Below are 21,376 nucleotides of genomic sequence, written 5' to 3'. Positions count from 1 at the left end.
ACTCCTCACTGGATTATTTCTCGCCCCAGGGCATGTCTTTCCACAATTTCTGGAATTGCTCGTCGCTTTCCTTCAGTTCGGCTTCATAGCGGTCCGGCGCCAGATAGCGCACCGGCGCGAAGGCCTGCGTTGCCTTCTTCTGGAACTCCGGATTGGCGATGGCCTTCTCGGTAGCGGCCACGAGGCGGATGCGTATGTCGGCCGGCAGCCCTTTGGGTGCAGCCAGGCCGCGCAGCGACACCAGGTTGATGTCGTAGCCCTGCTCCTTGAAGGTCGGCACATCCGGCGCCAGGGGATTGCGTGCGGCGCTCATCACGCCAAGATGGCGCAACGGCGTGCCGGCCTTGGCAAACTGCTGGGCCTCGCCGATATTGACCGCGGCCACATCGATCTGCTGGCCCTGCGCCGCGGTACGCACTTCCGATGCGCCCTTGTACGGCACATGGATCATCTGCACATTCGCAATCTTCTGGAACAGCAGCATCGCCAGATGGTCGTCCGAGCCGGTGCCGGTGGTTCCGACGCTGATCTTTCCCGGCGCGGCCTTCGCCTGCCGTGCCAGTTCCTGCAGGGACTTGATCGGACTGTCTGCATGCACCGAGAAGTTGCCGGGGTCGTCCACGATATTGCCGAGCAGGTCGAAGCTGCGCCAGGTAAAGGTCGTCTTGCGCTCGATCGGTATCGTCAGAACGTTCGGCGTGTTGATCAGGCCGATCGTATAGCCGTCCGGCGCGGAGCGCGCCAGTTCGCTGAACCCGATCGCGCCGCCCGCACCCGGCTTGTTGGAGACGACGATTCTGGCATTGTTGCCAAGCTCCTTTTCGATGAAGGGCGTGAGCAGGCGCACCACCATGTCCGACCCGCCGCCCGCCGCATAAGCGACGATCAGGTTGATCGGTTTGGTTGGGTACGCGCTTGTGTCAGTCGCCGCGCCGACGCCGGGCGCCAGCATCGCCGCAATGGCCACCAGTGGCGCCAGCATGGCGGGCAGGGAATTGCGCTTGCGGGCGCACAGTTGTCTGGACATGGTTTGTCTCCTTCTCCATTGGGATGGATGGTTTTGATGAAAGCCGGGCAATCAGCCGGGATGCCGGATGTGGGTAAGCCGACGCATGTGCTGGCCCGTGAGCACATGCGCCATGATCTCGCTACAGCAGCGCTTGCCTGAAGCGCTCCGAATACACAGGCCAGACTTCCGGATTGACGAGCCGCGGCGGCCTGCCGCCGCCTGCCAGCAAGGCGATCTGCTCCGCGGCGACTTTGGCGATGTTGTAGCGCGCCTCATGCGACACACCGGCGGTGTGGTGAGTGGCGACCACATTGCCCATCGCAAGCAATGGATGGTCGGCAGGCGGCGGCTCGACGCTCCATACGTCCAGCCCGGCGCCCCGCAAGTGTCCTGCCTGCAGCGCTTGCGCCAGCGCGGCTTCATCATGGATGCCGCCGCGCGCCGTGGTAATGAACAGGGCGCCCTGCTTCATCGCCTGAAAGGCAGCGGCATCGAACATGCCCAGCGTCTCCTTGTTGCGCGGACAGTGCAGCGAGACGATATCGCAGCGGGCCAGCAGTTCATTCATGGCAACCGGCGTCGCGCCCCGCTCCTCGATCTCCTGCGCACCAAGATAAGGATCTGTGGCAAGCACTGTCATGTTGAATGCACGTGCCAGGCTGGCCATGCGCGTGCCGATATGCCCCATGCCCACCAGGCCGAGCACCCTGCCGCTGATGTCGTGGCCCATCACCTCTTCGCGGCTGAATCGCTCGCCGCGGCGCAGCCGCCGGTCCTGTTCGCACAGCCGCCTGGAGACGGCGATCATCAGGCCGAAGGCTTGCTCCGCCACCGACATCGCATTGCCGCCGGCCTGGTTCACCACGGCCACGCCGGCCTTCGTGCATGCCTTGACATCGATGGTGTCGTATCCCGCGCCCGACGAGGAAACGCAGAGCAGGCTTGGGCAGCGCAGCAGCAATTCATCAGTCACATGCCACTGCGCTGGCAAGTCGTCGCGTGACGCCATCAGGTGATACACCTGCGCCTGCGCCAGCTTGCTCCAGGCTTCCTCATCGGCGCCGCTGATGGAAAATACGTCGAGATCGACGCCGGGATGGCTGCCGAGCAGTTCATCGAAAACCGGATTGGTCCAGGTGCCCGAGCGCACCACCTTGAGTTTGACTGTCATTACGCTGCCCTTTCGTCAGTAGCGATGTCTTCGATGGGAACGGCCTGCCGGTCGAGTGCGACGAGGCGATCCATCGTCATTTCATTGATGCCGCAGATTCCCAGCATGGCCATGTTGCGTGAAACTTCTTCCTTCAGCAGCGCGATGCCGTGGGCGACGCCTGCCTTGCCTGCCACCGCGGCCGCATGGGCGAAAGGCCTGCCGACGAAGGCCATGCGAGCGCCCAGCGCAAGCGCCTTCAGCACATCCGAGCCGCTGCGCACGCCGCTATCGATCATCACCGGCGTCGTCCCTGCCGCCTCGACGATCTGCTGCAATACAAGCAGCGGGGCGACGCTGCCGTCCAGCTGGCGGCCGCCGTGGTTCGACACGATGATGCCGTCCACACCGATGCGGCAGGCCGTTGCCGCGTCCTCGCTGCGAAGCACGCCCTTGATCACCAGCGGCCCCTGCCACAGGCTGCGGATCAGCTTCAGGTGCTCCCAGGTGAAGTGCCCGCGGTCCGAGAAATCCCTGACGACATTGGCAGACAGGATGGGCGCGCCGCGCGTGGCATAGTTGTTCTCGAAGTGCGGCATGCCGTGCCGGAGCAGCGTGCGGGCAAACGTGCCGAGGAGCCAGGACGGTCGCGACAATCCATCCCATGCAAGACGCAAGCTCGGGCGCAACGGCGTTGAAAACCCGGTGCGGACATTGTTCTCCCGGTTGGCCTGTGCCGGCGTGTCGACCGTGATCACCAGGGTCGTGAATCCGGCAAGCGCAACGCGGTCAATCAGCGCCCTGACCTGCTCGACCTGGCCCGGAAGATAGGCCTGGAACCATGCGCCTTTCGACACCTGTGCCACTTCCTCCAGCGGAATCAGCGACGAGCCGCTCATGATCATCGGCACCCGTGCTTCCTCGGCCGCCTGTGCAAGCACGATATCGCCGCGGTAGGAAGTCAGCGCGCTCAGTCCCATCGGCGCTATACCAATTGGCGAAGCATAGGTTTCGCCAAACAGGGTCACGGCCTGGGAGCGGCTGGACACATCCACCATCACCCTGGGCAGAAAGGCATAGCGGCCAAAGCTTTGCGCATTCCACCGTAGCGACGCATTGGTCTCAGCAGCGCCAGCGATATAGCCAAACAGCGGTCTCGGCAGGTGCTGTCTGGCGGCGGCCTCGAAGTCGTCCAGACAGAGCACCGACCGCAAGCGGCGCGCCGCCATCCTTGTCTCTTTCATGGCGTTCCCATGCCGGCGAGGCCGGCAGTCCTGGTTAGGCAAGCAGTGGATGGCCTGTTGGCATCAACGGCCCAGTTCGCAGCCTTTCGCGGCCAGCGTCGCATCCACCCAGCCGCGGCCCCATGTGCCGTTCTCGATGTCGATCAGCGTTTGCTGCTCGTCCCGCGACTTCGCGCTCGCCTTTTCCAGCACGCTGCCCGCATCCCGCGGATTGATTACGACTACCCCGTCCGCATCGCCTACGATGATGTCGCCGGGATGCACGACAACGCCGCCGCAGACCACCGGAAAATTGATCTCGCCAGGGCCTTCCTTGTAAGGCCCGGCCGGCGTCACGCCCGCTGCATAGACCGGAATGCTGACGGTCCTGAGGCAGTTCACATCGCGGATCGCCCCATCGACGATGATGCCGCCCAGCCCGCGCTTGATGGCCCACAGCACCATCAGTTCGCCGATCAGCGCGTTGGACATGTCGCCCTGGCCGTCAACCACGATGACATCGCCCGGCGCCGCCAGGTCGAGCGCCTTGTGCAGCAGCAGGTTGTCGCCGGGCCTGACCTTGACGGTGAAGGCCGGTCCGGCCAGCGGATTGTCGTTGTACGGCCTGATCGCCGGATGCATGCAGAAGGTGCGGTTGATGCTGTCGCCGATGTTGGCAACCGGGAGACGCCTGAAGGCATCGATGACGGCTGGGTCGGGACGAACGATCGATTCGTTAATGCGCATGCCCACGTTTGGCATTTCAGTCTCCTTGAATGGTTTTATTTGCCGTGGACAGATCATAGGTTTGCAAAAGTCATCTGTCTAATATATGTTTTAAAGCTTACCTATACTTTAAAAAGATACGACGATGGAGTTACGCCACCTGCGGTATTTCGTTGCGGTCGCCGAGGAACTTTCCTTTACGCGCGCCGCGGACCGCCTGCACATCGGACAGCCGCCGCTGAGCCAGCAGGTGCAGGCGCTGGAAGAGGAAATTGGCGCCGTGCTTTTCGACCGCTCGCGCCGAACGATACGGCTGACCGAAGCCGGCCGGATTTTCCTGGAGGACGCTTGTCGGGTATTGGCGCTGGCGGCCGGCGCGGCGGAGACCGCGCGTCGGGTTGAGAAGGGCGAGATCGGCCAGTTGAAGATCGGCTTCATCAAGTCCACCGCCTTCACGCCGATTTTTCCGAAGATCATCAACACCTACCGCACCCGGTTCCCGAACGTGAAGCTGGTGATGCAGGAAATGTCGACCATGCGGCAGCTGGCTGCCCTCGAGGATTACTCGCTGGACCTGGCATTCATCCGGCCGATGGATACCGACATTCCGCGTCAACTCGTGATGACGACCCTTCAGAACCATCGGCTATCAGTGCTGATGCCTGACAACCACCGGCTGGCGGATATCGGGCATCTGTCGATCGACGACCTCAGGAATGAGGACTTCGTGATGTTTCCGCGGGATGAGGGCACGACGCTGAACCTGGAGATCTATCGCCTCTGCGCGGAGGCGGGTTTTACGCCCAAGGTCACGATGGAAGCACGCGAGGTGGCCACGATCACGGGCCTGGTGGCGGCCCGCTGCGGCATTTCCATCCTGCCCGACCTGTTCCAGAGCCTGGGCATCAAGGGCGTGCTGTTCCGGCCCTTCGATACGCCCAGCGTGATCACCCAGCTGGCACTGGCAAGCCGCGCATCGGAATCCGGCGCCATTCCGCGGGCATTCTTCGATATTGCGAAGGAACTGGTTGCGCAAGGGGACGACATCAAGCCGGAGCAGGTGTAGAAGCCAGGCGTTTTTCTGCCTGAGGCCGCGACGGTGATCTACGCCTCGGGAAGCGGCGCATCGATCAGCAGGTCCGGCGACAGCGCGCGTATCCTGCGGTCGACGAAATAACCGCCAGCCTCCACATAGCGGAGGAACATGCGGCCGCAGCGCAGGCATGCCGACACGTTGGCGCGGTTGCAGGGAAAATAGCGCGGCGCAATGGGCGCATCCGGCGAGCCATAGCGTGTCCCGGCCGGATGATATTCCACGAAGGTTGGCTCGACATAGGGGTCTTCCAGCAGCGTGCCTACGTCCCTGAAATCCGCGTCGGCCAGCGCCAGCGGAACGCTTTGCCAGCTGCGCAAGGCCGGGCCAGAACAGGCGCATATGGCGCTGACATTGGACGATGCAGTCGCCAGGGAAACCAGATCGGGGAAGGTCAGCCTTGCCAGCTCGGCCATGGAATGGGTCGCCTATGTGAAGAAGAATTGAACGATGCCGGAATGTCTAGGGGTCAAGACAGGAAAGCTGTAAAGCGGCCCTGTGCTGCAGTCTGGCGACAATGGCTGCCTGGTGGAAGGTTAAGGCCTCATTGACCTGTGAACGCCCTGTCCACGACAGCTACCCTCGCCGCGCTGCCGGTGCGGTGCGGTCGAGGCATCGCGGAGTGATGCTGAAGCGCATCCTGAAAAGAAAACAGCCACTCGAAAGTGGCTGTTTTCAGTAATTGCTTTGGCGGAGACGGAGGGATTCGAACCCTCGATACAGGTTTAAGCCCGTATGCTTCCTTAGCAGGGAAGTGCCTTCGACCACTCGGCCACGTCTCCACACGTTGACGGTATTGCATGTCCGTCCAACGAAGTCCCGAATCATAACTTCTGAAGGGGACTTGGTCAATGGCAACCGGCGCTAATTCAGGCTTTTTCCAGCTCGAACGCCTTGTGCAGCACGCGCACCGCCAGCTCCATGTATTTCTCGTCGATCAGCACCGAAATCTTGATTTCGGAAGTGGAAATCAGCTGCATGTTGATGCCCTCTTCAGACAGCGTGCGGAACATCTGCGAGGCCACGCCAACGTGGCTGCGCATGCCCACGCCGACCACGGACACTTTCGATACCTTGGTGTCGCCGACGATGTTTCCCGATCCGATGTGCGCCTTCACGCTGGTGTTGAGCACGTCCATCGCGCGGTCGTACTCGCCGCGCGGTACGGTGAAGGTGAAGTCGGTCTTGCCGTCCACGCCCTGGTTCTGCACGATCATGTCGACATCGATGTTGGCTTCGGCGATCGGGCCGAGGATCTGGTAAGCGATGCCGGGACGATCGGGCACCTGCATGACGGTGATCTTGGCTTCGTCGCGGTTGAATGCGATGCCGGTAATGGTGGCTTGTTCCATGTGTGTATCTTCCTCAAACGAAATCAGGGTGCCGGAACGCGCTTCCTCTTCCAGCGGGATCATCGGGTCGGTCAATGACGACAGCACCCTGGTCGGCATGCGGTAGTTGCCGGCGAATTCCACCGAGCGGATCTGCAGCACCTTGGAACCGAGCGACGCCATTTCCAGCATCTCTTCGAAGGTCACGGTGCGCAGGCGGCGGGCGTCGCTGACCACGCGCGGGTCGGTGGTGTAGACGCCGTCGACGTCGGTGTAGATCAGGCATTCGGCCGCCTTCAGCGCCGCCGCCACCGCCACCGCCGAGGTGTCGGAACCGCCGCGGCCGAGGGTGGTGATGTTGCCGTTGTCGTCCACGCCCTGGAAGCCGGTGATGATCACGATGCGGCCGGCGTCGAGGTCGCGCTTTACGCGGGCGTCGTCGATCGACTGGATGCGCGCCTTGGTGAAGGCGGAATCGGTCCTGACCGGCACCTGCCAGCCGGCATAGGACACCGCGTCCTTGCCGATGGATTGCAGCGCCATCGCCAGCAGCGCCACCGAGACCTGCTCGCCAGTGGAGGCCAGCATGTCCAGTTCGCGCGGATCGGGCTGGGCCATCACTTCCCTGGCCAGGCCGAGCAGGCGGTTGGTTTCTCCCGACATGGCCGACGGCACCACAACGATCTGATGTCCGGCGTCATGCCACTTGGCGACGCGCCGGGCGACATTCTTGATGCGCTCGGTCGAGCCCATCGAAGTGCCGCCGTATTTATGTACGATTAAAGCCATGGGAAGTGTGATGAGTGGAAAAACAAACGCACGATTTTACAGGCCGTAACACAGGCTGACAAGAAGTTGCAAGCCCGGCCCGGCAAGCGGCTCCAGCCGGCGCGCTGCCGCCAGCAGCCTCGCCTGCATCAGATCAATCGGATTCCCAGCGCAGCAGCACGGCATTGCCCATCGCGGCATGCCGCACGTCCATGCCCAGGCCGGCGACGAACACCAGTTCGCCGTTCAGGTAGAGCAGCGGCGACCAGAGCCGGCGCCATGGCGCGATGTCCGCCTCCTGGTACAGCGCCTTCAGGCTGCGCGACGGCCGGTTCGCCGCCACCTTCAGCCTTTCCTGCCCGGCGCGCGGATGCAGCATCAGCGGATGGCGCCGCAGCTCTTCCTGGCTGATGCCCAGCCCCTCAGTCGGCTCCAGCACCAGCCTGCCGCGCCAGGCGGGCACCGGCAATTCGGCTTCGCCCTCCCAGCGCAGGGCTACCGGCGCCTCCGGCGGCGTGCCAAGCCGGGGATGCAGCTCAAGCCTGCTGCCGATGCGGCGCAGCGTCATCGGCCCGAAGTCGAAGAAGGGATGCATGTCGCCTGCCGCACCCAGCATCTGGCTGCGGATTTCCTCCAGGCGCGATGCGCTTGGCAACTGCACCCGGTTGCGGTAAAGCCAGTGACGCAGCAGATTGTCAGCGCGCTGGGCGGAAAGCGTCTGCAGCGCCGGCACATACAGCGGCGCGCTCCAGTCGGCGGCCCGGCAGGCGGCGAGGTCGATTTCGGCCAGTTCCTGCAGCAGCGCCTGGGCGCTCTGCACGTGGCCGGCGCTGCGCGCCACCAGCGGAGCAAAGTCGGGAAAATGCCGCTCCAGCACCGGCGCAACATCCTGGCGCAGCGCATTGCGGCGGTAGCGCGCGTCGGCGTTGGATTCATCGGTGACATGGCTCAGCCCTGCCTGGCTGGCAAACGCTTCCAGTTCAGCGCGGCGCAGTCCCAGCAGCGGCCGGCCGAGCGCCACGCCGTCGCCCAGCAAGTCATGGCTGGGCTGAAATGGCGCCATGCCCGACAAGCCCGGCAGCCCGGCGCCGCGCAGCAGTTGCAGCAGCACGGTTTCGGCCTGATCGTCCTGGTGATGCGCGGTCAGCAGCAGGACGCAACCTGTTTCGCGGCACAATTCGCCTAGCGCATGGTAGCGGGCAATCCGCGCCGCTTCTTCCACCCCCCGCCCCTCGGTATCCTGCAGGCTTATGTTTCGCGACAGCATGGGCACGCCGCAAGCCGCGGCCTCGCCTGCGCAATGCGCCATCCAGGCGTCGGCATTCGGGCTCAGGCCGTGATGGATATGAAACGCCGTCAGCGCAAGGTTGTGCGCCTCTGCATGCCGGCTTGCCAGGTGCAGCAGCACTGACGAATCCAGGCCGCCGCTGAAGGCGATGCCGATGCGCAGCGCAGGCCCGGAAACGGCAACGCGCGCCAGGATCGCTCCCAGCGCGCGTTCATACGCAGCGGCGACGCCGCCTTCCCTATTCAGGCTGCGAGATTTCCTTGAATTTGCCATAGCTCATCAGCTTTTCATGCCGCGCGGCCAGCAGGTCGCGCACCGGCATGCCCTGGAACTGGCGCAGGCTGTCCGCCAGCGCGCGCTTCAACATCGAGGCCATCTGTTTCGGGTCGCGATGGGCGCCGCCGAGCGGCTCGGTGACGATCTTGTCGATCAGGTTGATTGCCTTCAGGCGATGCGCGGTCAGGCCCAGCGCCTCGGCCGCATCGGACGCGCGCTCCGCGGTTTTCCAGAGGATGGAGGCGCAGCCTTCGGGCGAAATCACTGAATAGGTCGCGTATTGCAGCATCAGCACGGCGTCGCCGACCGCAATCGCCAGCGCGCCGCCGGAGCCGCCCTCGCCGATGATGGTGGCAATCAGCGGCACTTTCAGTTCGGCCATCACGTACAGATTGTGGCCGATCGCTTCGGACTGGCCGCGCTCTTCGGCATCGATGCCGGGAAAGGCGCCGGGCGTGTCGACGAAGGTGAAAATTGGCAGGTTGAATTTCTCTGCCAGCTTCATCAGCCGCATTGCCTTGCGATAGCCTTCCGGCTTGGGCATGCCGAAGTTGCGCATCGCGCGCTCCTTGGTGTCACGGCCCTTCTGGTGGCCGATCACCATGCAGGCCTGGCCATTGAAGCGGGCCAGGCCGCCCACGATGGACAGGTCGTCGGCATAGCTGCGGTCGCCATGCAGTTCATGGAAGTCGGTGAAGATCTCGTTGACGTAGTCCATGGTGTACGGACGCTGCGGATGGCGTGCTATCTGCGACACCTGCCAGGGCGTGAGCTTGGCGTAGATATCCTTGGTCAGCTGCTGGCTCTTGCGCGAGAGCCGCTCGATCTCTTCGGAGATGTCGACCGCGGAATCATCCTGCACGAAACGCAGTTCTTCGATCTTGGAATCGAGTTCTGCGATAGGTTGCTCGAAATTGAGGAAAGTTACCTTGCTCACCGTGGCTCCTTGGGATTCGACAGGCGGGAAATTCGGGAAAAGTCAGTATTCTACCGGGACTGGCTCGAGGCTACGCCACATGTACCAGGTGGCGACCGTGCGCCACGGCTCCCAGTTGGCGGAGACTTCGCGCGCATCGCTGCGCGAGACCGGCTCGCCGGAGAAATAATTCATGCTGATGCCGCGCAGCAAGCCGACATCGTCAAGGGGCAGAATATTAGGGCGCAGCAGATTAAAGATCAAGAACATCTCGGCGGTCCAGCGGCCGATGCCGCGGATCTGCAGCAGTTCGGCGATGACTTCCTCGTCGTCCATCTCTTCCCACTTCGCCACATGCACCCGCTTGGCCTTGAAATGATCGGCCAGGTCGAGGATGTATTCGGCCTTGCGGCGCGACAGGCCGCAAGCGGCCAGCTGCTCGGGGCCGGCCTTGATCACATGGACAGGCGTGCATTTCTGGCACGCCGCCAGCAGCCGCTGCCAGACGGTTTCCGCCGCCTTCACGGAAATCTGCTGGCCGACGATGGAGCGCGCCAGCGTGGTGAACGGGTCGCCGCGACCCACCAGGTGCAGGTCGCCAAACATCGGGATGATGCGGCGCATGATGCGGTCGCGCTTCATCAGTTCCTGCTTGGCGTCTTCCCAGTAGGCGGGAACGAACATCTGGGTGTCGCCCTGTAAGCTCTTGGCCATGCCGATTACGCCCGGCGCCATTCGGTCACGCCACCAGCCTTGTCCTCGAGCACGATGCCATCTGACAGCAGTTCGGCGCGGATGCGGTCGGCCTCGGCGAAATCCTTCGCCTTCTTGGCCGCCGCGCGGGCCGCGATGCGGGCCTCGATGGCGTCCGCGTCGGCATCGTCCTGCGCGCCACCGTGGAGGAAGTCCTGCGGCGTGCGGCCAAGCAGGCCTACCACTTCGCCCAGCGCCTTCAACTGCCGCGCCAGTGCCGGCGAGCGGGTCTTGTTGACTTCATTGGCCAGTTCGAACAGCACGGCCATCGCTATCGGCGTATTGAAGTCGTCATTCATCGCCTCGGCGAAGCGCGCTGCATGGTCTTCAGACCAGTCCAGCGGCTGCTGGTCCGGCGCCACCTGTTTCAGCGCGGTATAGAGCCGGGTCAGCGCGCCGCGCGCATCGGCCAGATGGGCGTCCGAATAATTGAGCTGGCTGCGGTAGTGGGCGCGCAGGATGAAGAAACGCACGACCTCGGCATCGAAATCCTTCAGCACTTCGCGGATGGTGAAGAAATTGCCCAGCGACTTGGACATCTTCTCGTTGTCGACACGGACGAAGCCGTTATGCATCCAGTAGTTCACGAAGGTCTGCCCGGTAGCGCCTTCGGACTGCGCGATCTCATTCTCGTGATGCGGGAACTGCAGGTCCTGGCCGCCGCCGTGAATGTCGAAATGCTCGCCCAGAAGCTCGCATGCCATGGCCGAGCACTCGATATGCCAGCCCGGACGGCCGCGTCCCCACGGCGAATCCCATTTCACCGCTTCCGGCTCGGATTCCTTGGCCGCTTTCCACAAGACGAAGTCGAGCGGATCGCGCTTGCCGCTGTTGACATCGACCCGCTCGCCGGCACGCAGGTCGTCCAGCGACTTGCCGGACAGCGCGCCATAGCCGGCGAAGTCGCGCACCGAATAATTCACGTCGCCATCGTCGGCCTTGTAGGCCAGGCCGTTGCGTTCCAGGCGGCCTATCAACCCCAGCATCTGCTGCACGTGGTCGGTGGCGCGCGGCTCGTGATCCGGCCGTTGCACGCCCAGCGCGGCGGCGTCCTCGTTCATCGCGGCGATGAAGCGGCCGGTCAGTTCGCCGATGGTTTCATTGTTTTCCACCGCGCGCCGGATGATCTTGTCGTCGATGTCGGTGATGTTGCGCACATAGGTCACGTCAAGCCCCCGCGCGCGCAGCCAGCGCTGCACCAGGTCGAACACCACCATCACGCGGGCATGGCCCAGGTGACAGTAATCGTAGACCGTCATGCCGCAGACATACATGCGGACCTTGCCGGGTTCGATCGGGGTGAATGCCTGTTTCTCGCGCGCGAGGGTGTTGTAGATCTTCAGTGCGGTCATGAATGGATACTGTGTGGGCCGGTATCAGGACTAGTTGGCACCCGCAGTGCCGACATGCTGGAGGGCGAGGCGGCGCGGCGGTGCCACGGAACCTGTGCCTGGCGCTTATTTTGTTAAAATGCGGTTTCGCGCGGCAGTATAGCACCGATGAATCACCGTTCCGGCGCGAAGCACCCTCCCCGGACGCGCCGCACCGCAGCACCGAAACGTCTTTCCACCCCTTCGATGAGCAATAAGGAAGCACAGATGCAAGGCATGCGCCGTACCCTGACGACCCTGGCCACCGCGGCCGCCCTGACATTGACCGGCCTGGCCGCCGCGGCCGACGCGCCGCAGGTCCTGCTCAAGACCAGCATGGGCGACATCACCGTTGAGTTGAACCAGGACAAGGCGCCGAAGAGCAGCGCCAATTTCCTGCAATACGTAAAGAGCGGCCACTACAACGGCACGGTGTTCCACCGGATCATCAATAACTTCATGATTCAGGGCGGCGGCTTCGATGCGTCCGGCAAGCAAAAGGCCACCAATCCCCCGATCGAGAACGAAGCCGCTAACGGCCTCAAGAACGAACCGTACACGCTGGCGATGGCCCGCACGTCGGTGCCGAACTCGGCAACCGCGCAATTCTTCATCAACGTGAAGAACAACGCCTTCCTGAACTATCCCGGCCAGGACGGCGCGGGCTACGCCGTATTCGGCAAGGTGATCAAGGGCACGGACGTCGTCGACCGGATCAAGGAAGTGCAAACCGGTCCGGGCGACGTGCCCGCCAAGCCTGTCATCATCGAGTCAGCCAGCGTCGTCAAGTAAGCGGCAACGGGCTTCCCATTTTCAAGCTTCCCATTCATCCAACCATCAAGGAATCATCATGGCTGTCCAACTCACCACCAACCACGGCGTCATCAAGCTGGAGCTCGACGCCGACAAGGCGCCCAAGACCGTCGAGAACTTCCTCAACTACGTCAAGGCCGGCCATTACGATGGCACCATCTTCCACCGCGTGATCGACAACTTCATGATCCAGGGCGGCGGTTTCGAGCCGGGCATGAAGCAGAAACCGACCAATGCGCCGGTGGAAAACGAAGCAAAGAACGGACTGAAGAATGAAGCCTATACCGTGGCGATGGCGCGCACGTCCGACCCGCATTCGGCATCGGCGCAGTTCTTCATCAACGTGAAGAACAATTCCTTCCTGGATTATCCGGGCCAGGACGGCTGGGGCTACTGCGTCTTCGGCAAGGTGGTTGAAGGCCAGGACGTGGTCGACAAGATCCGCGCCGTGCAGACTACCCGCAGCGGCATGTTCTCCGACGTGCCGGCACAGAACGTCGTGATCGAAAAAGCGGAAATCGTCTGATCCTTTCCACCATTGCGAAAACGTGACATGACTACGCCGGCCCCTCTCGCGCCGGCGACCGCAGCGCGGCCGGACATGGTCGCGCTGTTTGTTTCCGACCTGCACCTGCAGCCCTCCTCGCCATCCACCGCGTCGCTGTTCGCGGCCTTTCTGGCGCAGCACGCCTCCCGGGCAAGGCAACTCTATCTCCTTGGCGATCTGTTTGAATACTGGGCTGGCGACGACGACATCGACACGCCCTTCGTACGCGGCATCGTCGATGCGCTGGCCGCGCTCAGCGCCTCCGGCGTGGCGCTGTTCTGGATTGCCGGCAATCGGGATTTCCTGGTTGGCGACGGATTCGCCAGGGCAGCCGGCCTCACCCTGCTGCCCGATCCCCATGTGGCAAGCATCGCCGGCCGGCAGGTCATCCTTACCCATGGCGACGCCCAATGCACCGATGACATCGACTACCAGGTGTTCCGGACCCAGGTGCGAAGCCCGCAATGGCAGCAGGCATTCCTGTCGCAGTCGCTGGAAAAGCGCAAGGCCGTCATCGAAGGTCTGCGCAATGGCAGCCGCGAAGCGCAGTTGGGCAAGTCGATGGACATCATGGACGTCAATCCGGTCGCGATCGACACACTCTTTGCCCAAAGCGGCGCCGCACTGCTGATACACGGCCACACCCATCGTCCCGGCAAGCACCAGCATGGCGGCAATGTACGTTTGGTGCTGCCGGACTGGGACGGCGACAGCCAGCCGCCCCGCGGTGGCTGGCTTGGCATCGACGCCAATGGCGCGATACACCGCTTCGGACTGGACGGCACGGCGACACTGCAGGCCTCGGCCGCCACGCCCGGCTGAACCGCATGGACCAGTTCAAGCAGATCTCCACGTTCGTCGATGTGGTTGGCAAGGGCAGCCTGTCAGCCGCCGCGCGCGCCGAAGGCGTGGCGCCAGCCATGATCAGCCGGCGCCTCGATGCGCTGGAATCCAGGCTTGGCGTCAAGCTGCTGCAGCGCACCACACGGAAAATCGCCCTTACCCATGAAGGCACGGCCTTTCTGGAAAGCTGCCAGCGCATCCTCGCCGACCTGGAAAACGCCGAAGCCTCGGTCGCCGAGCGCAGTGCAAATGCCACCGGCCATCTGTCCATCTCGGCGCCGGCAGGCTTTGGCCGCCTGCATGTCGCGCCGCTGATGCCCTCTTTCCTGGCCGAGCATCGGGACGTCAGCCTGACCCTGAACCTGAACGACCGCATGGTCGACCTGATCGGCGAAGGCGTGGACGTCGCTGTGCGGATTGCCTCGCTGACCGACTCCGGCCTGATCGGCGTCAAGCTGGCAGACAACCAGCGGGTGGTGGTGGCCTCCCCCGCCTACCTCCAGCGCTACGGCCGCCCCGAATCGCTCGACGATCTCGCCTCCCACAACTGCCTGCCGATCAGCAGCGAAGGCAGCCAGCGCGGCTGGGTATTCCGCCACAACGGCCGCAACGTCACCCTCAAGGTATCGGGCAACATGGGCTGCAACGACGGCGCGGTGCTGCATGACTGGGCTCTGGCCGGCAAGGGCCTGGCGTGGCGTTCGATGTGGGAAGTTGGCGCAGCCATCGAGGCCGGCCAGCTGGTGACGGTGCTGGACGAGTTCGCCGCGCCTGGCAACGCGATTTACGCCGTCTTCGCCCAACGCCAGCATTTGCCGTTGCGCATCCGCGCCTTCGTCGAATTTCTCCGGCGCGCCTATGCCCGGCCGGACTACTGGCGCCGCGGCGTTGCCTAGAGCGCAGCTGACCCCGGCTCAATAAAAAATGCCGGCCGGATCGCTCCGGCCGGCATTCGGCCCAGTCACGCAAGGCAACACGGGCTCACTTGTACAGCATCTCCGGCAGCCACATGCCGATCGCAGGGAACATGTACAACAGGATCAGGGCAATGATCTGGATCCCCATGAACGGCAGCATTCCCAGGAAAATCTGGTTCAGGGTCACATGTGGCGGCGACACGCCCTTCAGGTAGAAAGCCGACATCGCCACCGGCGGCGACAGGAAGGCAGTCTGCAGGTTCATCGCCACCAGCAATCCGAAGAACAGGGGATCGATGTTGTAATGTCCCAGCAGCGGCACGAAGATCGGCATGAAGATCACGATGATCTCGGTCCATTCCAGCGGCCAGCCCAGCAGGAAGATCACGACCTGCGCCAGGATCATGAACTGCAGCGGCGTCAGGTCCATCGACAGTACCCAGGCATTGATGATTTCCTGGCCCCCCAGCAGCGCAAATGCGGCAGAAAAAATGCTGGAGCCAACGAAAAGCCAGCACACCATCGCACTGGTCTTGGCCGTCAGGTAAACCGACTCGCGCACCATGCCGAAGTTGAGCCGCCGGTAGGCTGCCGCGAGGAACAGCGCACCCAATGCGCCCATCGCCGCTGCTTCGGTTGGCGTGGCAAGCCCGAACACGATACTGCCCAGCACCGCCAGAATCAGAAACATCAGCGGAAACAGCGAGCCGAGCAGCATCTTGAACACTTCCAGCCTGGCGAAGGTGAAGATCGCATAGAACACGACTAGCGCCGCCAGTCCGATCGCCAGCGCAATCCAGTAGCCCTGCGGCGCCGGTTTAGCGGTAGGCTGGTCAGGCGAAGGCACGGCGGGTGCGGCAGGTGTCGCCGTAGCGGCGGTAGCCCCTTGCGGCGCCTGGGCCGGCGCCGGTATTGCTGCAGTACCCGGCGACGATGGCTCGGCCAGCCCGCCGGATGCCGACGGCTCTGCCAAGCTACCCTCGGCCACGGGCTCGGCAAGACCGCCATCCGTGCCAGGCTCCGCCAGGCCACCGTCGGTATTGCCGTCCGACAATGCAGTGCTCTCCGTTCCCATCTCGACCAGTTCCGTCTTTGCTTCTTCTGGCGCAGTGACGAGCGGGTACACCGCCGCCATCATGGCGACGAAGGCAAACGCCGGCAGCAAGGCGATCAGCAGTTGCGAGATCAGCGTCTTTGAAGGGACGCCGGCATTGCGCTTCCCCTTGATCGCCGCCAGCAGGCCTGGCACCGCGCGGCTGCTGCCGGCACTCTGTATCGACACCGCATAGGGCGGCAAGGCCACCTTGCGATCTTCCGCCGACAGCGGCGGCGCCAGATGCGGCTTGAGCTTGGCCACCACAATCACATACACCACGTACAGCGCCGCCAGCAACAGGCCCGGGAAGAATGCGCCCGCATAAAGCTTGACCACGGACACGCCTGCCGTTGCGCCATAGACGATCAGCAGCACCGACGGCGGGATGATGATGCCTAGCGCGCCGCCCGCCGTGATTGCGCCGGCCGACAGCTGAGTCCCATAGCCCGCCTTGAGCATGGCCGGCAAGGCCAGCAACCCCATCAGCGTCACTACCGCGCCAACGATACCGGTTGCCGTGGCAAACACGGCGCAGGTGACGATGGTGGCCACCGCCAGCGAGCCGGGGACCCGGGCCATCGCCAGATGCAGGCTGCGGAACAGCTTCTCGATCAGATTGGCGCGCTCGACGAGATAGCCCATGAAGATGAACAGAGGTATCGAAATGAGCACGTCGTTGGCCATGACGGAATAGGCGCGCTGCACCATCAGGTCCAGCGTCTGCTGAACCGCCAGGTCGGGATTCTGGCTGCGATAGGCAAACCAGGTGAAGATCACGCCCATTCCCATCAGCGTAAACGCCGTGGGAAAGCCGAGCATGATCGCCACGACAATCAGCGCCAGCATCAACAGGCCTAAATGGCCATTTGTCATCTCCGACGGCGGCGGCATCAATACGAACAAGCTCAGGACGATGGCAACCAGGATGGAGACGCCAAACCAGACTTCTTTTCTCATGTTTTGCTCCCTGCCTTGGCATCTACATACTTGTCCAGGCCGGCAATATCCGCATCGCTGACCTGCACCATATCCTTGAGCTTCTCCACATCGACTTCCTCGACGTCCTTCTTGCGGGCCGGCCATTCGCCATCGCGCAGACAGATCACGCAACGAATGATCTCGACGACACCCTGAAGCAGCAGCAGCACGCCTGCGATCGGGATCGTCGTCTTGAAGAAATAAAGTGGCGGACCATTGGCTGTCAGGGTCGAGTGCTCGGCAATGGCCCAGGACTCCGCCGCATAGCTGTAGCCGGCCCAGACCAGTGCGATGATGCCGGGGATGAAAAACAGGAAATACAGGAGCAGGTCGAGTCCCGCCTGCAGCCGCGGCGGAAAGAATCCATAAAGGACATCGCCGCGGACATGGCCGTTCTTGGCCAGGGTGTACGCCCCGGCCATCATGATGATGGTCCCGTACATCATGATCATCAGATCAAATGACCACGGGTTTGGACTGTTGAGCACATAGCGGGAAAATACTTCCCACGAAATAAGCAGCGTCAGCGCGAGCACCAGCCAGGAAAAGACCTGCCCGACCCAACTGCTTATGCCGTCAACCACAAACAGGAAACGTTGCATGCTGCCACCTCCGGATTCTGCAGAAAATTTCTGATACAACAGCACCGGTTTCGATACCGGCAAAAAAAACACCACCCGGCCGGGCCGAATGGTGTCTTCGCTCATGTCGAGATCGAATCAGGTCTTCTTCGGCGCGGCGGCTTTCTTGGCGAAATAATGGTTGTAGGCCATGCGACGGTTATTGTTCGTATCCATGTCCCACTTCATCGCGCGCTCGGCAAATGCACGCTGAGATGCCTCCACTTCCTTGAAGAGCGGATTATCGGCGCCCTTCTTCGCGACGACGTCGTCCCAGATTGCCAGTTGCGCCTGTAGCAGCGCATCGGGCGTCTTGTAGAACTTCACGCCGTTCTTGGTCTGCAATTCGATATAGTCCTTGGAATAACGGTCGATCGCCTTCCAGGACATGTCTGCAGACGAAGCTTCCACCGCGTTGGCGATGATGGCCTTCATCTTGTCAGGCAAGCCGTTGAACTTGGTCTTGTTGAACGTGATTTCGAATTGCTCGGAGCTTTGATGAAAGCTCTGCAGCATGCATACTTTGGACACGTCCGGGAAGCCCAGCACGCGATCGGAGGTGGCATTGTTGAACTCGGCGCCGTCAAGCAGTCCGCGGTCCATCGCCGGCACGATTTCGCCGCCAGGGAGCGCATTCACCGCGGCACCCATCGCAGTAAACAGATCAATCGCCAGGCCATTGGTACGGAACTTGAGACCCTTGAAGTCTTCCGGCTTGGTGATGGGCTTCTTGAACCAGCCCAGCGGCTGCGTTGGCATCGGTCCCGTCAGGAAGGATACGATGTTGGCGCCGATCGACGTGTAAAGCTTGTCAAGCAACTCTTTCCCGCCGCCGTACTTGTGCCAGGCAAGAACCATGTTGGCATCCATGCCAAAGACCGGGCCCGAGGTCCACAATGCAATCGCGCTTTGCTTGCCGTAGTTGTAGCCCATCACGCCGTGGCCACCGTCCAACGTGCCTTTGGATACGGCATCGAGCAGACCGAAGGCAGGCACCACGGCGCCGGCCGGCAACACTTCGATCTTCAGCTCGCCGCCAGTCATGTCATTGACCTTCTTGGCGAAATCCAGGGCGTACTCGTGGAAAATATCCTTGCTTGGCCAGGTACTCTGGAAGCGCATCTGCGTCGCTCCCTGGGCCGACGCAATCATTGGAAAGCTGGCTGCAGTGGCGGTCCCGGCAATCGCCTTGCCCAGAAACTTGCGACGTGGCGCCGTCTTCGTTGCAACAGGTTTATTCAACTTCTTCATGATGCCTGTCTCCGTATCATTAAAGTGTTAAGTACGCTTGATATGCTTGCCGTCGCTTCCCTATCCGCCTATGCCAGGTGAGCATGGCATGGCATGGAGGAAGCGAACTGCACGCATGCGCCCAAGCGGCAACAACATTCTTCGTGTTGCTTGCACTTGTTAGGACGCAGGGTGTTTTATAAACCTTTCCTACAGATTACTCAACAGAAAGATGCAGGTCAAAAGACAGGAGAAAGGCCAAAAACATGCTTATTTACAACTACATGACATCTGAGTCAGGCACAGAAACGAGGCCGTCTGATTGTAGAAATTAATGAGCAAAAATAGCAAAGAGCAAACGGCAATAAAAAAACCCCGGCATGCCGGGGTTTTTTCGGTACATCTTACGTCGCTTACTCAGGACGGATGTTCGATGCTTGCTTGCCCTTAGGACCGGTGGTCACTTCGAACGAAACGCGCTGGTTTTCCTGCAGCGACTTGAAGCCGCTCGACTGGATCGCGGAGAAGTGTGCGAACAGATCTTCGCCACCTTCGTCCGGGGTGATGAAACCAAAGCCCTTCGAATCATTGAACCACTTTACAGTACCATTTGCCATACAAATTCCTATTTCAGTTTAAGTTGGGTTTTACCCGATACATCGTTTCAACCAAGTAAGGAATGACAGACTGATACTGCACCACTACTAGCTCGAATCTCAACGATGCGGCGAATTATACGTGATTACGCGCTGCGAGGTGGAAAAAAAAGCCGTCCATGCGCGTTCAGCCTACCATCCTGCTGACGACCCGTTGCCTGGCATCCAGGCCATCGGAGATTTCCTTTATCGTCGAGCGAGATTTTTGCTTGAGGCAATAACCCTGTTTGTAAACACTGGTTACTGTGTACTGCCCTTTTGTCAACATTTCCAGTTTTAGCCTAAGTTGAAATATCGTAACCCGAATGTTGCTTCCCTCCGTGGATTTTCCTGTTGATCTAAACAACATGGCCAAATCGGCTAAGGGAATTACTGTACCCATTTGGCTCAAAAAAAGTTCCATCAACGCAAATTCAGACCGACTCAAATGCACGCCATTTCCAAAAAACAATAAAGCACGAGACTCACTAATCAACGAGAGTGCACCGTATAACACTTTAGTTTTTACAATATTTTTCCGCTTTAGCGCAGAAAATATTCTTCTTCCCAACTCGATAGACTCGAGGGGGAAAAAAGTCCAGTCTGAAATAATATCAGGCAGTTCACGTACTTCGCACAACAATTGCGGTGAATCGAATACTGCGATTAGCGGCAACAGGCGAGTAGCATTTCCCGCCTGCCCCAGAAACGCAAGCTCTTTCCGGTCTATGGACTGCAGGGATTCAATCGACAAAACATCAGTGGCCTCCACCAAAATGATCGAGGCCGCTCCCGCTTCTATTAAAAAATCCTTGACTTGTGGCTTTTCCTCAAAGTATGTGACGATAATGTTAATAGGGTCTGTTTCACAGCATAGTTGCAAAAGCGTATTGGCGAGCGTGACGTAATTTAACATAATCGCATCAAACAGCCGTTCTCCAATCACTTTTAGTTCCAACCGCATTTCCAGTTTCTCCAAGGAATTTAATTTTATTAAACATACAGCTTGGAACGCTCGGACGAAGAGCGAGCAAGCGGGATCGTATGTTTCAAAATTTCAACCTGAAGTTCCTGAATTTTTTTTGCCAAAATAAATAAACTCTTGAGCGACAACTGTCCAACGAAGATCGCACAAAGATGCAAAAATTCGCCAGCAGATATGGCCGCCCGATTTCTGGCCTAACCTGCGCCTCGCTATTTTGATCGCTAATCGCGCAAATATAGGATTACATATATGACGCGATCGAGTTTGAAATTAAAAATTCCCCAAAACGCAGAACGAGTCAACACGCACGAGAAGAGAATGAATCCGCACTTTATTATTTATTAAATAGAATATAACAAAAATAAAAAAATTAGGCCAGCAATCGCCAGCAAAAGCCACACCGATCGCAGCCCTATTAAAAATGACGGCAGTCCTTATTTTTCTATTTTTAAACGCCCGGGCTTAGAACTGGAGAACGGTCAAAAATGCGTACTGCTCAACCGTAACGTGGATTTTATAGTGGAAAATCGTTAATGCCAAAACACCGAAGAGAAGCATTCGGGCGCGCCGAGAAAAGATATTGCTAAACGTCCTCACCAATCGCTGCTGTAGCCAGGCTGCATCAGCCTTCTGCCCTGCATCGTTGGCCGACCAACCTGGCATAGTTATCTTAAATATTACCTATCAGCCCATTCTCCTACAACTTCATGACTCTCAAGGGAGCCCGGGATCGAAACATCGCTACAATCTTCGACCCTCTATACGCAAATAAAATCGCAACAGTAAGCATTCGCGCATTGGAAAATTAT

At 60.7% G+C, this 21,376-nt stretch carries 20 protein-coding genes and 1 tRNA gene; 5 read left to right on the top strand and 16 right to left on the bottom strand.

The genetic code is table 11. From position 1 onward, the window contains the following. Positions 1 to 13: 13 nt before the first annotated feature. From IGW04_RS00425 to IGW04_RS00410, 4 genes are all read right to left on the bottom strand, one after another. Positions 14 to 1,027: a tripartite tricarboxylate transporter substrate binding protein gene (locus IGW04_RS00425; RefSeq protein WP_194711045.1), complete on the bottom strand. Its 1,014-nt coding sequence runs from the start codon at positions 1,025 to 1,027 to the stop codon at positions 14 to 16. A gap of 121 nt (positions 1,028 to 1,148) precedes the next feature. Beyond that, complete coding sequence (locus IGW04_RS00420) at positions 1,149 to 2,180, bottom strand: hydroxyacid dehydrogenase (protein WP_194711044.1); 1,032 nt, start codon at positions 2,178 to 2,180, stop codon at positions 1,149 to 1,151. Then, positions 2,180 to 3,403 (bottom strand): alpha-hydroxy acid oxidase, encoded by a 1,224-nt coding sequence (locus IGW04_RS00415; protein ID WP_194711043.1) that lies wholly within the window; start codon positions 3,401 to 3,403, stop codon positions 2,180 to 2,182. Before IGW04_RS00415 ends, IGW04_RS00420 begins: the two co-directional genes overlap by 1 nt. Positions 3,404 to 3,466: 63 nt before the next feature. Beyond that, on the bottom strand, positions 3,467 to 4,144 hold the full coding sequence (locus IGW04_RS00410) for an RraA family protein (protein ID WP_194711042.1): 678 nt from the start codon (positions 4,142 to 4,144) through the stop codon (positions 3,467 to 3,469). 109 nt (positions 4,145 to 4,253) lie between these two features. On the opposite strand from IGW04_RS00410, the gene IGW04_RS00405 reads away from it, so the two are divergent. Beyond that, complete coding sequence (locus IGW04_RS00405; protein ID WP_194711041.1) at positions 4,254 to 5,174, top strand: LysR substrate-binding domain-containing protein; 921 nt, start codon at positions 4,254 to 4,256, stop codon at positions 5,172 to 5,174. Between the two features lie 38 nt (positions 5,175 to 5,212). Here the strand turns inward: IGW04_RS00405 and IGW04_RS00400 are convergent, their stop codons facing one another. From IGW04_RS00400 to cysS, 7 genes are all read right to left on the bottom strand, one after another. After that, positions 5,213 to 5,617, bottom strand: a complete 405-nt coding sequence (locus IGW04_RS00400) for a hypothetical protein (RefSeq protein WP_194711040.1) — start codon at positions 5,615 to 5,617, stop codon at positions 5,213 to 5,215. Between the two features lie 272 nt (positions 5,618 to 5,889). Then, a tRNA-Ser gene (locus tag IGW04_RS00395) sits at positions 5,890 to 5,983 on the bottom strand. 87 nt (positions 5,984 to 6,070) lie between these two features. Then, the gene (locus IGW04_RS00390; protein WP_194711039.1) at positions 6,071 to 7,321 is read right to left on the bottom strand and encodes an aspartate kinase; all 1,251 of its coding nucleotides are present in this window, start codon (positions 7,319 to 7,321) and stop codon (positions 6,071 to 6,073) included. A 133-nt stretch (positions 7,322 to 7,454) separates the two neighbouring features. Then, positions 7,455 to 8,861 carry a tRNA lysidine(34) synthetase TilS gene (gene tilS, locus IGW04_RS00385; protein WP_194711038.1) on the bottom strand — a complete coding sequence of 469 codons (1,407 nt, stop codon included), beginning with the start codon at positions 8,859 to 8,861 and terminating at the stop codon, positions 7,455 to 7,457. Next, the gene (locus IGW04_RS00380) at positions 8,827 to 9,801 is read right to left on the bottom strand and encodes an acetyl-CoA carboxylase carboxyltransferase subunit alpha (protein ID WP_194711037.1); all 975 of its coding nucleotides are present in this window, start codon (positions 9,799 to 9,801) and stop codon (positions 8,827 to 8,829) included. Before IGW04_RS00380 ends, tilS begins: the two co-directional genes overlap by 35 nt. A 42-nt stretch (positions 9,802 to 9,843) precedes the next feature. Next, positions 9,844 to 10,494, bottom strand: coding sequence for a DNA-3-methyladenine glycosylase family protein (locus IGW04_RS00375; protein ID WP_194711036.1), 651 nt, complete (start codon positions 10,492 to 10,494; stop codon positions 9,844 to 9,846). Positions 10,495 to 10,499: 5 nt separating this feature from the next. Beyond that, positions 10,500 to 11,885 (bottom strand): cysteine--tRNA ligase, encoded by a 1,386-nt coding sequence (gene cysS, locus IGW04_RS00370; protein ID WP_194711035.1) that lies wholly within the window; start codon positions 11,883 to 11,885, stop codon positions 10,500 to 10,502. Between the two features lie 246 nt (positions 11,886 to 12,131). Here cysS and IGW04_RS00365 point away from each other — a divergent pair, with 246 nt between their 5' ends. From IGW04_RS00365 to IGW04_RS00350, 4 genes are read left to right on the top strand one after another with little or no spacing between them, the layout of a single operon-like run. After that, a complete protein-coding gene (locus tag IGW04_RS00365; protein ID WP_194711034.1) occupies positions 12,132 to 12,695 on the top strand; it encodes a peptidylprolyl isomerase in 564 nt (187 codons plus the stop codon). A gap of 58 nt (positions 12,696 to 12,753) precedes the next feature. Further along, positions 12,754 to 13,242 (top strand): peptidylprolyl isomerase, encoded by a 489-nt coding sequence (locus IGW04_RS00360; RefSeq protein ID WP_194711033.1) that lies wholly within the window; start codon positions 12,754 to 12,756, stop codon positions 13,240 to 13,242. A 27-nt stretch (positions 13,243 to 13,269) separates the two neighbouring features. Next, entirely contained in the window at positions 13,270 to 14,085 is an 816-nt protein-coding gene (locus IGW04_RS00355) for a UDP-2,3-diacylglucosamine diphosphatase (RefSeq protein WP_194711032.1), read from the top strand. Positions 14,086 to 14,090: 5 nt separating this feature from the next. After that, on the top strand, positions 14,091 to 15,002 hold the full coding sequence (locus tag IGW04_RS00350; protein WP_194711031.1) for a LysR family transcriptional regulator: 912 nt from the start codon (positions 14,091 to 14,093) through the stop codon (positions 15,000 to 15,002). An 85-nt stretch (positions 15,003 to 15,087) separates the two neighbouring features. Here IGW04_RS00350 and IGW04_RS00345 read toward each other — a convergent pair whose 3' ends face one another. From IGW04_RS00345 to IGW04_RS00325, 5 genes are all read right to left on the bottom strand, one after another. Further along, a complete protein-coding gene (locus IGW04_RS00345) occupies positions 15,088 to 17,076 on the bottom strand; it encodes a TRAP transporter large permease (RefSeq protein ID WP_194711030.1) in 1,989 nt (662 codons plus the stop codon). Continuing rightward, positions 17,073 to 17,699, bottom strand: coding sequence for a TRAP transporter small permease subunit (locus IGW04_RS00340; RefSeq protein WP_194711370.1), 627 nt, complete (start codon positions 17,697 to 17,699; stop codon positions 17,073 to 17,075). Before IGW04_RS00340 ends, IGW04_RS00345 begins: the two co-directional genes overlap by 4 nt. 117 nt (positions 17,700 to 17,816) lie before the next feature. Beyond that, positions 17,817 to 18,968 (bottom strand): TRAP transporter substrate-binding protein, encoded by a 1,152-nt coding sequence (locus IGW04_RS00335; protein ID WP_194711029.1) that lies wholly within the window; start codon positions 18,966 to 18,968, stop codon positions 17,817 to 17,819. A gap of 392 nt (positions 18,969 to 19,360) precedes the next feature. Continuing rightward, positions 19,361 to 19,564, bottom strand: a complete 204-nt coding sequence (locus tag IGW04_RS00330; protein ID WP_194711028.1) for a cold-shock protein — start codon at positions 19,562 to 19,564, stop codon at positions 19,361 to 19,363. Positions 19,565 to 19,730: 166 nt separating this feature from the next. Then, positions 19,731 to 20,561 carry a winged helix-turn-helix domain-containing protein gene (locus tag IGW04_RS00325; RefSeq protein WP_194711027.1) on the bottom strand — a complete coding sequence of 277 codons (831 nt, stop codon included), beginning with the start codon at positions 20,559 to 20,561 and terminating at the stop codon, positions 19,731 to 19,733. Positions 20,562 to 21,376 lie beyond the last annotated feature (815 nt).

The sequence above is a fragment of the Noviherbaspirillum soli genome (assembly GCF_015352955.1).
Classification (GTDB): Bacteria; Pseudomonadota; Gammaproteobacteria; order Burkholderiales; family Burkholderiaceae_D; genus Noviherbaspirillum_A; species Noviherbaspirillum_A soli.
The sequence above is the reverse complement of the archived record's forward strand: the minus strand, read 5'-3'. Positions and strand labels throughout refer to the sequence as shown.